Annotated in this window: 6 protein-coding genes; 3 read left to right on the top strand and 3 right to left on the bottom strand. The window is 61.3% G+C overall.

The window, feature by feature from the left end; translation table 11 throughout:
- The first annotated feature begins 36 nt into the window (after nucleotides 1–36).
- Nucleotides 37–1,926: a gliding motility-associated C-terminal domain-containing protein gene (locus IPJ76_11895; protein ID QQR85314.1), complete on the top strand. Its 1,890-nt coding sequence runs from the start codon at nucleotides 37–39 to the stop codon at nucleotides 1,924–1,926.
- Nucleotides 1,927–2,008: 82 nt separating this feature from the next.
- The gene (locus IPJ76_11890; GenBank protein ID QQR85313.1) at nucleotides 2,009–3,652 is read left to right on the top strand and encodes a DUF4139 domain-containing protein; all 1,644 of its coding nucleotides are present in this window, start codon (nucleotides 2,009–2,011) and stop codon (nucleotides 3,650–3,652) included.
- A gap of 3 nt (nucleotides 3,653–3,655) precedes the next feature.
- Here the strand turns inward: IPJ76_11890 and IPJ76_11885 are convergent, their stop codons facing one another.
- Genes IPJ76_11885 through IPJ76_11875 form a run of 3 tightly spaced genes read right to left on the bottom strand, consistent with a single transcriptional unit; the run spans nucleotide 3,656 to nucleotide 8,201 of the window.
- Nucleotides 3,656–6,874 carry a CHAT domain-containing protein gene (locus IPJ76_11885; GenBank protein QQR85312.1) on the bottom strand — a complete coding sequence of 1,073 codons (3,219 nt, stop codon included), beginning with the start codon at nucleotides 6,872–6,874 and terminating at the stop codon, nucleotides 3,656–3,658.
- Nucleotides 6,875–6,876: 2 nt separating this feature from the next.
- On the bottom strand, nucleotides 6,877–7,605 hold the full coding sequence (locus IPJ76_11880; GenBank protein ID QQR85311.1) for a hypothetical protein: 729 nt from the start codon (nucleotides 7,603–7,605) through the stop codon (nucleotides 6,877–6,879).
- A complete protein-coding gene (locus IPJ76_11875) occupies nucleotides 7,602–8,201 on the bottom strand; it encodes a sigma-70 family RNA polymerase sigma factor (GenBank protein QQR85310.1) in 600 nt (199 codons plus the stop codon). Before IPJ76_11875 ends, IPJ76_11880 begins: the two co-directional genes overlap by 4 nt.
- A gap of 257 nt (nucleotides 8,202–8,458) precedes the next feature.
- Here IPJ76_11875 and IPJ76_11870 point away from each other — a divergent pair, with 257 nt between their 5' ends.
- On the top strand, nucleotides 8,459–13,174 hold the full coding sequence (locus IPJ76_11870; GenBank protein ID QQR85309.1) for a T9SS type A sorting domain-containing protein: 4,716 nt from the start codon (nucleotides 8,459–8,461) through the stop codon (nucleotides 13,172–13,174).
- Nucleotides 13,175–13,246 lie beyond the last annotated feature (72 nt).

Genomic DNA, 13,246 nt, shown 5'->3' with positions numbered 1-13,246 from the left:
GCCGTATGCGTCTAGCTGTCGATGCGGTCCTCTTCCATGGTATTCCGGCCACTCTCCCTTGTCGCGTTGGCGTTCGCCGCCCAAGCTGCCTTGGCCCAAACCATCGTGAACGGCGACTGTGAGAACACAACTGCGGCCACCTGCCAGTACAACTTGGGCAACCCAGGTTTCAATGCCTTCATGCCCGATGTAGTGGCCTATGGTGGTGGCAACGAGGTGGACATCCAGCAGAACGGTTGCAACTACGGCACACCCACACCGAGCGGGCAGTTCTTCATTTCGCTTGCCAACTCCGTCTTCGGTTCGCCGGGCGACGAAGTGTACTTCGTGGTCTCGCCGCCCTTCGTCGCGGGCAGCACTTACACCATCAGTTGGTTGGAACAGGCCAACACCCAGTTCCGCCCGCTCGATTCGCTGGAGATCGGCGTGAGCGACGTGGCGGCCTCCTTCGGCACGCGCATCAGCATCACGCAACCCGTGGACAACGTATGGACCCAACGCACGGCCACGTTCACGGCACCGTTCACCGCGGGCTTCCTCACGGTGCGCAACCTGGCACCGTTCGAGGCGTGGAACTTCATCGATATACCCACCGTGGTGTGCGCCCTGACGGTTGACCTTGGCAACGACACCACCATCTGCGCCGGCTCCAACGTGCAGCTCGATGCTACCACCCCCAACGTCAACTACCTCTGGAGCGATGGCAACACCGGCGCCACCTTGAACGCGAGCGCCACGGGCCAGTACTGGGTCACCATCTCGGACAGCACATGCTCGGCCACTGACACCATCAACATCACTGTGGCCACCTCGCTCCCGCTGGCCCTCGGCAACGACTCCACGCTCTGCACCGGCGACACGCTTGGGCTTCATGCCACCACACCGAACAGCACCTACCTCTGGAGCGACGGCAGCACCAACGCCACGCTCGCCGTTTCAACCACGGGAACCTATTGGGCCACTGCGGACAACGGCACCTGCCTCTTCACCGACACCGTGGACATCACCTTCGTTGCACCACCCATGCCCACCCTCGGCAACGACACGAGCATCTGCTCGTACGATCAACTGCTGTTGGATCCGAACGAACCCGGCAGCACCTTCCTCTGGAGCAATGGCACCACCGGTGCAACGCTCCTCACCAATGCGGGCACCCTTGTTTGGGTGGAGGCCGACAATGGCACCTGCATCGCACGCGACTCCATCACCATCGGCAGCATTGCACCGCCATTGGTCAGCCTTCCTGCGGACACCGCCGTCTGCGAAGGCGAGCTGGTGGTGCTGGATGCCACAGCACCCGGTGCCACCTACCTCTGGAGCGATGGCAGCGCAGCATCGTTCCTGGTGGTGGATGTTGCAGGCACATATTGGGTGAACGTGACCGCACAAGGCTGCACCGCCAGCGACACCACGCAACTCACCGTGGGCCTGCCAGCGCTAGTCGACATCGGCAACGACAGCTTGCTGTGCCCGGGCTACCGTGTGGAAGTCTCGGCCGAAGTGCCTGGCGCCACCTACCTCTGGAACACCGGCGAAACATCGGCCACCATCCTGGCCATGCGTCCGGACACCTTCATTGTTTGGGTGACGCTCGGTCCGTGCACCAGCAGCGATACGTTGGCCTTGACCTTCGATGACGTGGAATGCGCCTGCCCGCTCTTCGCGCCGAACACCATCACCCCGGACGGCGATGGCATCAACGACCGGTTCGCGCCGCAAATGCCCTGCCCGGCCGACGCGTGGGAGCTCATGATCTTCAACCGCTGGGGCGAGCGCATCTTCACCAGCAACGCACAGAGCAGCGCGTGGGAGTGGGACGGAGCAGCCGCCGTGCCCGATGGCGTGTACATCTGGCAGCTCAACTTCCGGCCCCGCTTCAGCAGCGAGAGCCGCCAGGCGCGCGGGCATGTGACCGTGCTGCGTTGAACCTTCCGGCATCATTCGTGTACTGGGCGATGATGGCACCACAACGGTGCCGCTTTCTTTGCTCCACCAACGCTCCCAAGCCATGTTGTTCCGCACGCGCACAGCCGCCTACCTGCTCACGTTCATCGTACCATTCCACCTGCTTGCCGCCGAGCAGCCCGTCACCAGCAAGGTGAGCGCCGCCAAAGTGTTCCTGAGCGGTGCGCAGATCACGCGCTCGGCATCGGCCACGGTGAAGGCCGGTAACAGCACACTGGTCTTCACCGGCCTCAGCGAACAGCTCGACCCGATGAGCATCCAGGTGAATGCCAAGGGCGGCTTCAACATCCTGAGCGTGAACCACCGCGTGAACTACCTCACCGAAAGCCCGAAGAAGAAGGAGATCGAAGACCTGCAAACGAAGATCAAGCAATTGGAGCACGACTGGGCGGTGGAGAACGGCGTGCAGCAGGTGTGGGTGAACGAGGAGCAACTGCTGCTGAAGAACAGCGGCGTGGGCGGCCAGCAGAACGGCCTCACCGCGGCGCAACTACAAGCCGTGAACGATTACGTGCGTGAGCGCATGAAGGCCATGAAGCTCGGGTGGTTGGCGCAGGAGGAAAAGAAGCGCGCCATCGGCGAGGAAGCGGACAAGCTGCGGGCGCAGCTCGCGCAATACCAGGGTGAAGCCCCGCGCCCCACCAGCGAGATCGTGGTGGAAGTGGAGAACACCACGGAAGTCCCCGCCACGTTCACCGTGAGCTACTTCGTGCGCGACGCCGGTTGGACACCCGCTTACGACCTGCGCGCGAAAAGCACCAGCGCGCCCATCGAGCTGCTGATGAAGGCACAGGTGATCAACAGCACCGGCGAGGACTGGACCAAGGTGGACTTGGCCCTCAGCAGCGGCAACCCGACGCTGGGCGGCAACATGCTGGCGCTGCAGCCGTGGGTGCTCCAGCAACCATACGTACTGGAGACCATCTCACGTGGCAGGAAGTACAAAGCCACGGCGGATGATCTGAAGGCACCAGCACCGGTGGCGAATGGCTGGTCGGGCGCAACAACGACCATGGAAGGTGAGTTCCGCGAGGACCTGAATGCCCTTTCAGAAGTCGCCAACACCGTCGTGTACAACACCACCACCATCGAGTTCGCCATCGATGCACCCTTCAGCGTTCCGGCCGACGGCTTGGCCCACACCGTGAGCGTGAAGACGCACAGCGTGCCCGCCACCTTCAAGCACTATGTGACACCCAAGTTGGACAAGGACGCCTTCCTCTATGCGCGCACCACCGGCTGGGAAGACCTGAACCTGCTGCCCGGCAACGCCAATGTGTTCTTCGAAGGCACGTACGTGGGCCAGAGCTACCTGAACGTGCAGGCCACCACCGACACGCTGGACGTTTCGCTGGGCCGCGACAAGGGTGTGGTGGTGGAGCGCGTGCGCCGCAAGAGCACCAACGACAAGGCCGTCATCGGCGGCAAGCGCACCAACACGGTCGGCTTCGACATCAGCGTGCGCAACACCAAGGCCACGGCCATCGACGTTGAAGTGCGAGACCAGCACCCGCTGAGCCCTCAGAGCGAGATCGAAGTGAAGCTCATCGAGAGCAGCGATGCGGTGGTGAACGAGCAGACCGGCCAGCTCACCTGGAACATCAGCGTGGAGCCCAAGGCCACCAAGAAGCTCGGCTTCGCCTACACCGTGAAGCACCCGAAGGACCTGCCGGTGGTGCTGGAGTAGCGCTCAACGTCGGCGCAGGCGCCAGAGCACAACCGCACCAAGGATGAAGGCACCTGCACCGAACAGCCACCACCAACGGGTAACGCCGACTTCCACGGGGGAAACATCGCCCACCAGCACCATGCCCGCCCAGTAGTAAGGCAGTGCGAGTTCGTCGCTGGCGGTGGTCAGGTGGTCGAGCTTCGCCTGCCTCAACGCTTCATGCTTGGGCATGCCATCGGCGAGGTACTTGTAGAACCGCGTGATGATCTCGGAGCTCACCTTCTCATCGATGCTCCACAGCGACATGACCAAGCTCGGGCAGCCGGCATAGGCGAAACTGTAGCCCAGCGAGCGCACGCCTTCGCCGTCGACATCCTTACCGATACCGGTTTCGCATGCCGTGAGCACGGCCAATTGCGCGCGCAGGTCCAGCTCGTAGATCTCGTAGGCGTGCAGGTAGCCATCCGCGTCAGCATCGGCGCCCTGGCCATCCTTGCTCAGGACCAGTCGCGAATACATGGGCGAAGCAGCGTTCATCTCCGCGTGCGTTCCCAAATGGAGGATGCCATATTCATTCGCCGCAGAGCGGAATCCCTTCTCGCTGGCATCGCCGCCCACCATCACCCGCGCCGATAGACTTCCTCCAAGTCCTTCCGCGGTGCTCATCGCGAACGGCTGCCGCACAAGACCGAGGAACTGGCGGTCCACCAACGTGGAGTCCTGCACGCGAGACAAGTAGTCCTGTTTCAGATCATCGGTGAAGCCCGGTGCAATGGCAAGTACGCCCTTCGTGCGTTCGTGCGTGAGGTCGGCGAATTGCACGGCCGTGGTCGCACTGAGCAAGTAGGCGATGGCATATCGCTGAAGAAGCAGATGGTTACGGAAGTCTGTCGCGGTGCATGGCGCATCGAGCAGGGCTTCGAAGTTCACCGTGTGCAATGCGCCATCAGGGATGATGAGCAGGCGCTGGGTGGTGAGCAAGTGGGCCACCGGCGCGAACGCGACTTGATGAAGCTGATGAGCGGTGCTGGTGTAAGCGGCAGCATCGCGCGAGGTCACTGCAGCGTTCAGCGCCTTCACCACTTCGGCCAAGCCCTTATTCGGTGCTTGCACCAACGCGGCCGTATCCGCGCGCACCACCAGCATGTACACGTGCTCAGCAGTGATGGCGTAGGCCAACAGGCTCTGTTCCGGTGAAACCAATTGCTTGCGCAGGTCGGCAACGCTCACGTGCGGTTCACCATAGCGCAGGTTGAAATAGTCGGGATACTCCTTGCTCAAGCGTGTGAGGAAATCGGCGAGCTCCTTTTCGCGTTTGTCCAGATCCTTGGTAGCGGCACGCTCTTCCGGCTCGATATCCAATGCGGCGATCAATTGGCCTTCGCGCGTGATGATGGAATCGGGCACACCGGCGAAACGGATGCCGCTGAAGTCGTTCAATCGGCTCTTCAACAGAATGGAGCGATCGGCCTCGGTTATGTTGAGGAAATGATCCAATCTGGCCGTGGTGCCATGCTCGCGCCAATCATCGTACGCCACATCCACAGCAAGATCGAACACGGCATTCTGCTGTCCGATGAAGCCCAGTTTTGAGGCTTCATCGTCGTACGAGGCCTTGTTGCGTGCCATGGCCATAACGGCGAGGTCCATCTGCTCCACCTGCTGCCCGCTTGATACCGTGCTGTCCATGGTGCGTTCAGCGAGCACCTTGTAATAGATCGCATCCGGCAACAAGTGTGGCTGAGCGAAGGCCTGTGGGACCGGTGAAAGGTTGACAGCGTCAGCGCGAACTTGCACGGTGGCCAACGCTCGCGTGGCGAACCGATGTGCGCCGCGCGGATCATCGGCATCGAGGTATGCTTCGGCCAGCAGCAGGTCGTACATCGCCGATCTGTAATGTGCCTCACCATGAACGCGCACGCTGATGGATCGCGCTTCCTGCAGGTCGGCGATCGCCTCGTTCGTCCGGTGCTGATCCAGGCGGAAGGCTGCGCGCTGGCGTAGGGCGATGGCCAGTTCGGGATCGGTTCCGCTTTCATCCATTGCCTTGTGCAGCGCGACACTTCGATCGAAGAGCGAGTCGGCCACTGCATCCGCTCCGAGTTCCACATTCACTTCCGCCAACTGCGCAAGGGCCCGTAAATGGTCCTCACTGCGCACTCCGTAATACTTCTCGCAGGCTTCCGCGTACCGGCGCATATGCACTTCGGCTTGCTTGGATCGGCCATCCTCCATTTCCAGTTGCGCCAATCGGTAGTACACACCTAGCAATCGAGGGTCATCAGGTTCCAGCAATTCCTGGCGGTCTTTCAGAGCGAGTTCCAACAATTGGCGCGTTCGGTCATTCTCGCCCAGGGAGAAATACACGGTGGCGAGGTTGACATAGCCCCGGGTGCGTGCCATGATCGCGTCGGTCCGCATAACCACATCCGTAGCCGTGTCCGCCACAGCCCCGCACACGCTGATGCTGGCCGTGTAATGCGCCTTGCTGCGCGCTAGGTCTCCGGCATCCTGCCATAGAATACCCATGTTGCCCAGGATGCCGGCTTTGCGGAAGGGCTTCCGCTTGTCGTTGCACGAGTCCAGATAGGCCAATGCCTGCTGGTAGTAGCTCTCAGCCTCACGCGTCCGTCCCAGGTGCCAACACGAAGAACCTGCGCCGTTATATGCTTCGCTCATGTTCAACGCTGGCACCGATCCGATCCGCTTGTAGATGGATCGTGCATCGAGGTAATACTTCAGTGCGTTGGCATGATCGCCCAAACTGGCCAGGTCGTATGCGATGGCCTGGCGTGCCTCACCCCTGCGGAGCAGCGGTACCGATGCATGCGCGTCAGCGATGGCCAGCGTGGTGGAATCCACGCGCACACAGTCCAACACGCGACCCATGTCATTGAGCAGACGCGATAGGTCGTCCATGGCATCCAACCGGTGCAACACGTTCTTGTCCATGCCCTTCACCAGGGCCAACACGCGCTCAGCAGCAGCCACACCCGCATCCGCACTCTCCGACTTCCACACGGCGCGTCCCAATGTGTAGGTGTACCGGTAGATCGAATCCTGCCAAGGGGTGCCGATGGCTTCCTTCAGTTGAAGCTCGATCTCCTTGACCGTCCCCCGATGGTCCTCCGCTTTGTGCAGCGCGCTGATGCGCTGGTGTCGTTCGGCCAACAGGCCGGAACCTTGCCCGATCGCCGCGATCGCAACGAACAGCCCGGTCAACGACAACGCGATACGCATCGCTAGTGCAGTTCGGCTTTGATGGCGCGCACGCGTTCGGCGTACGCGGGATCACCATCGAACGACATTGCTTTCGCCTTCGCAACTTCACCCGTCTTCACGTAGGCCAGGAAGAGGAACCACCGCGACTTGTCGCTGAACGCGGAAATCGGCTCTTCCGCAAGACCCTCGAACAGCGGCACCGCGGCGGCGGCGTCGCCATCCGCAAGTGAAGCACTCGCGACGTAATAGCGCAACGTATCGTTGATGGGTTCGGCTTGTAGCAATGGCCCCCACTTGTTGCGCGCCTCGGAATACTTGCCTTCCTTATAGGAAACCATCGCATCTTGGAAGGCATGATCATGGGTGGCGCTCATGGTCACGGGCAATCCGGGATCGGCGGCGAAGTGTTCAGCGAAGAGCCGTTCGTTCGCCGATGGTCGCAACAACCAAAGCGACCCGGAAAGGATGATAGCAACGACAGCAGCATATTTCAGGTACTGCTTCCAAGCGCCCTTCGCGATGTTCTTGTCGCGTGTTACTTCTTCCGTCGCGATCGACTTCAGCATGCGTTCAACACCGCCCAGTTCCACTGCGCGGATGTTCTCCTGTTCCAGTTCCACTTCCGCGCGCAGCCCCGCATCGGTAGCCATGCGTTGTTCGAACACCCCGCGCTCCTCTGCGCTCATGCGATCCAGCACGTACGCCTCGATGGCCTCGAACGTGGGTCTATCCAGTGCGCTGTTGTTCATATCGCTTCGCTCTCTTCGCCGCTGATGGCCCTGCGGAATGCACGCAGCTTCATCATGCAGCGGTATTTGATGGTGCGTATGCTCTCCTCCTCCACCCCCATTTCACCGGCGATGGTGGCGAGGTCCTTCCGCTCGAAGTAGAATCGATCGAGCACCGCACGGCACTTGTCATCGAGTTTGTCGTACACGCCACGCAAGCGCACAATGCGTTCCTCGATGTCGTCCGGTGCATCGGTACGCTGATCAAGCGCGCGGTCGTCATGCACCACTTTCATGTGCTTGTGCGCTGCTGACCGGACCACGTCCAGCCATTTGTTCTTTGCCACGCGATAGAGAAAGCCACCGGGATCGTCTGCCGGGACCAGTCGCCCCTCCTTCACGCTCATCCATAGCACTGTCATGGCCTCTTGGAACATGTCCTGCGCATCGCTGCTGGTGCCGCTGTTCTGCACCACGTACTGTTTGATGGCAGGGAAGTGCTTGGCGTAAAGCGCGCGAAGCGTCGCCGGGTCGTTGCGGTGAAGACCCGCCACCCAAGTGGGCTGTGAGGCGATTTCCGTGGCTGAGACTTCCACCGTGAGCGGGCTGCGGACCACGATAATACGGCGAAAGGGTTTGGGCGTGCATGGTAGACCGGAGGGCAGTGGACAACTCCCCTCCGACCGCTATATCGGAGTAAGGCGGCCAATGTGAACGGTGGGTGAAGAAGAAAACCACCTCCGGAAAAATGTTGAAGCGGATCGTTCACATCGCCCCACCCATCCCGATGTGTGCATGGATCGGTTCCTCCGAACTCCAAGAGATCAACATCCAAAACCCTTTCCCATTCCTAAAAACCAACACCCTTGAACCCATGAGAACCCTCAACAAACTGCTCGCTTGTACAATGGCCCTCGTGGTGCCCTTGTGTACGTGGGCGCAAACCGAGACCGAGCCGAACAACTCCGCCGGTACCGCCAACGCACTGTCCTACAACACGGCCATGGTCGGCAGTAGTGGCGCTTGCGCACCCACGGACGTGAGCGTCGATTGGTATTCCATCACCTCCACCGCACAAGGGGTGCTGCGGCTTCAGACCAGCATGAGCAACACCGGCGGATCTGATGTGCCGGTGAGCGTGCAGCTGCGCAACAGCTCCCAAACGGTGATCGCCACTTTCGCGGCTACGGCAGGCGCAAATGGAGTGGCTGTGGATGAAACTTTCACACACCTCTGCTCAGGCATAGGCGTTTACTACATCAGCATCGCCAACCCGAGCCCCTCGGTTTGCACGAACTATTCGCTCACGTACGATCGGCTTGCACCGGACTACGCCAACGATAGCGAGCCGAACGGCAACGCTGGCCAAACCTTGGACACGCTGGATGCCGGCGTGCCTCGCGATGGACAGATCAACTTCCAATATGGTGATGCCGACGACTGGCACCGCATCCTCGCACCGAACGACGGTGTGATAACGGTAACCGTACTGGCTGAGCACGCCGATGCTGCACCGGGCACGATGAACTTGCGCCTGCGTAACAGTTCTTCCACAGTCCTGCAGACATGGACGGTGAACGTGGGCGCTTCGGGCACTCCGATGACCAATACGTTCACACGCAACTGCACGGGTGCAGAAGTGCACTACTTCCTCACCTTCGATGGCCCCTCCGTATGCGGCGCTTCGTACCGCATCAGCTACACGGTGGCTGCGCCGTTCTACGGCGATGACGCCGAACCGAACCAGAGCGCAGGCCCTGCGATCATTGCCGATGCAGGCACCAACTACGATGGCCGACTAAGCTTCGAGTACGACAATACGATCGACTGGTTCCGACTGCAAGCACCCAACGACGGCTTGATGACAGTGACCGTGCTTGCTGAGCATGCGGGGGCCTTGCCTAGCGAGATGACCGTGTATCTCCGCGACAACGCTTCTTCCGTTATCGAGACTTGGACAGCCGTGATCGGCGCCAGCGGAGTGCCGGTGTCCAACACCTTCACGCACACTTGCTCAGGCACTGAGGAGGTGTACTATCTATCCTTGGATACCCCGGACGATTGCGGTGTTTCTTACCGCTTCAACTACACCGTGGCAGCGCCGCTCTATGCGGATGACCTAGAGCCGAACCAATCTGCAGGCCCAGCGATCATCGCCAATGCAGGAGCGGACTACGACGGGCGCGTGACCTTCGAGTACGACAACGCCAGCGATTGGTACCGGCTGCAAGCACCCAATGATGGGGTGATCACCGTGACCGTGTTGGCCGAGAACGCTGGCCCTACGGCAGGCACCATGAACGTCCTATTCCGGAACAGCTCAAGCACCGTGCTTGAGACCTGGACCGCGAACGTGGGTGCCAACGGATCACCCGCCACCACAACCTTCACCCGCAACTGCACGGGCACCGAAGCCGTGTACTACTTGGACCTGCGCGACCCCACCATCTGCGGTGCCTCCTACCGGTTCAATTATACGGTTGCGGCTCCTGTGTTCAATGACGATGCAGAGCCGAACGAATCCGCGGGCCCAGCGATCGTCGCCAACGCAGGTACGAACTACGAAGGGCGTGTGACCTTCGATTACGACAACGCCAGCGATTGGTACCGGCTGCAAGCACCCAACGATGGGGTGATCACTGTCACCGTGTTGGCTGAGAACGCTGGCCCTACGGCAGGCACCATGAACGTCCTTTTCCGGAACAGCTCAAGCACCGTGCTGGAGACCTGGACCGCGAACGTGGATGCCAACGGATCGCCCGCCACCACAACCTTCACCCGCAACTGCACCGGCACCGAAGCCGTGTACTACCTGGACTTGCGCGACCCCAACGTCTGCGGTGTTTCGTACCGTTTCAATTACACAGTTGCCGCACCGCTCTACGCAGATGACGCTGAGCCCAACCAAAACGCAGGTGCGGCGATCCCCATCGACCTGAACGCCGCACCAGCCTTCGGACGCGCGAGCTTCGAGTATGACAACTCCAGCGATTGGTTCGAGGTGAACCATCCCGGTGGCGTGCTCACCGTGAATGTGCGTGCAGAGAACGCCGGGGCTACAGGGGTCATGACCTTGCGCATCCGCAATTCAAGCTCCACCGTACTTGTCACCAATGCAACGGCAGCGGTGGGCGGCGGTGGCGTGGGAGCCTCGAGCAGCGTTGCAACTGCAGGTTCCGTAGCGGCTGGCACCTACTACGTTGAAGTAGAAAGTCCCACGGTATGCGGTGTGAGCTACCGCCTAGACTGCTACGACGATGACAACGATGGCGTGTGCAATTCCGGCGACCTCTGCGCGGGCACACCCAACGGCGAGGGCGTGAACAGCAACGGTTGCTCCTGCTCGCAAGTGGTGATCGATGATGGTGATGTTTGCACACTGGACGAGTGCCTGAACGGCAACGTAACGAACACCTTCCAGGATGCCGATGGCGACTTGACCTGCGATGCCAACGACGGTTGCCCGAACGACCCGAACAAGATCGCACCGGGCGAGTGCGGTTGCGGTGTGGCCGATACGGATACCGATGGTGACCTTACAGCCGATTGCAACGACGGTTGCCCGAATGATCCTAACAAGATCGCACCCGGCATCTGCGGTTGCGGTGTTAGCGATGTGGACACCGATGGTGACCTCACCGCCGATTGCAACGATGGCTGCCCTGCTGATCCGAACAAGATCGCGCCCGGTGCTTGTGGTTGCGGCGTAGCTGATACGGACACCGACAGCGACGGCACCGCTGATTGCAACGACGCATGCCCGAACCTGGCGAACCTGGTGAACGGTGATCCATGCGATGATGGCAACCCGAACACCATCAACGATGTGGTGAGCAACTGCATCTGCGCCGGCACCCTGCTCGGCAACGATTGTGAAGGTGTACCCGGAGGCCCTGCCGTGCCCGGCACCGCCTGCAACGACAACGACGATTGCACCACCGGTGATGTCTACGACGCCAACTGCATCTGCGCAGGAACGTTCGCTGACGCCGATGCCGATGGCACCTGCGACGCCAACGACCTCTGCCCCGGCGGACCCGAGCCCGGCACCGTGTGTGATGATCTCGACGCCTGCACAACGGGTGACGTGATCGGCACCAACTGCCTCTGTGCCGGCACCTTCGCCGATGCGGACAACGATGGCACTTGCGATGCGGACGATCTCTGCCCCGGCGGGCCCGAGCCCGGCACTACGTGCGACGACCTCAACGCCAACACCATCAACGATGTCATCGGCACCAACTGCCTCTGTGCTGGCACCTTGCTCGGCAACGACTGCGAGGGCGTGCCCGGTGGACCCGCCGTGCCCGGAACAGCGTGCAACGACAATGACGATTGCACTACCGGCGACGTGTACGATGCGAACTGCCTCTGCGCTGGCACCTTCGCCGATGCCGACAACGATGGCACCTGCGATGCTGACGACCTCTGCCCCGGCGGACCCGAGCCCGGCACGGCGTGCGACGATCTCGACGCCTGCACAACGGGCGATGTGATCGGCACCAACTGCCTCTGCGCTGGCACCTTCGCTGACGCGGACAACGATGGCACTTGCGATGCGGACGATCTCTGCCCCGGCGGGCCCGAGCCCGGCACCGTGTGCGATGACCTTGATCCCAACACCACGGGCGATGTGATCGGCACCAACTGCCTCTGCGCAGGGGTGAACGTGAACTGCACCGAGGACCTGGTGATGAGCATCGCGCTGGACGCCTTCGGCAGCCAGACCACCTGGGAGATCACCGACGCGCTCACCAGCACCGTGGTCGCTTCCGGTGGTCCCTACTCCGACGGTACCCCGGGAGCCATCGTCTCCACCAACATCTGCCTGCCTGCCGCTTGCTACAACCTGGTGGTGAGCGACGCCATGGGCGATGGTATCGCAGCTGGTGGTTACGTGCTCACCGATGACCTTGGCCGACGCATCATCGATGCCAGCGGCGATTTCGGTCCTGAGAGCTCCGTGACCATCTCCGGCGGCGACTTCTGCGTGCCCTTGGGACCCACCTTCGTGAAGCCCAACTGGTGCGATCGTACCGATCTGGTGCCCAGCAGCTTCATCTACTGCCAAGGCGTGGCCGGTGCCAGCGGTTACCAGTTCTGGTTCTTCGATCCGCACGGCTCGTACAGCCGTCGCATACTGCGTCCGGCAACGGATTGCCGATTGAGCAACCTGCAGACCAACCCGGCTCCCTTCGGCCTCCCGCTCAACGTGTGCGTGCGACCGCTCGTGAACGGCAATTACCTGCCCTTCGGCAAAGTGTGCCGCATCATGGTGAACAACCCCGGCGGCAACTTCCGCGACCTGTCGACCTTCAGCACCGATGGACCACACCTCAGCCTCTACCCCAATCCAGTGAAGGATGATCTGGTGTTCATCCGCATCGAAGGGTTGGGCACCGACATCGAAGCTGCGGACATCACCGTGCACGATGCAACCGGCAAGTCCGTCATCACAGCGCGCGTGCCGCTGGCCGATGGAACCCTCAACCATGTGCTCGAATTCGGCAGCTCGCTCGGCGAAGGCCTCTATTTGGTGCAGGTACGCACCGGAACCGAGGTGTTCACCCAACGACTGGTGGTGCACTAAGCCCCTGCTCTCCCGCTCGGAAGGGCCGTCTCGAAAGAGGCGGCCCTTCTTCGTTCACTGCCCCGCTGACCT

Source organism: Flavobacteriales bacterium, from assembly GCA_016699575.1.
In the GTDB taxonomy this organism is placed as follows: domain Bacteria; phylum Bacteroidota; class Bacteroidia; order Flavobacteriales_F; family PHOS-HE28; genus PHOS-HE28.
This window is presented reverse-complemented; position numbering and strand designations above follow the sequence as displayed.

Coding starts and splice junctions, on each gene's coding strand:
- IPJ76_11895 (QQR85314.1), top strand. CDS start 37: ATGGTATTCCGGCCACTCTCCCTTGTCGCGTTGGCGTTCGCCGCCCAA.
- IPJ76_11890 (QQR85313.1), top strand. CDS start 2,009: ATGTTGTTCCGCACGCGCACAGCCGCCTACCTGCTCACGTTCATCGTA.
- IPJ76_11885 (QQR85312.1), bottom strand. CDS start 6,874: ATGCGTATCGCGTTGTCGTTGACCGGGCTGTTCGTTGCGATCGCGGCG.
- IPJ76_11880 (QQR85311.1), bottom strand. CDS start 7,605: ATGAACAACAGCGCACTGGATAGACCCACGTTCGAGGCCATCGAGGCG.
- IPJ76_11870 (QQR85309.1), top strand. CDS start 8,459: ATGAGAACCCTCAACAAACTGCTCGCTTGTACAATGGCCCTCGTGGTG.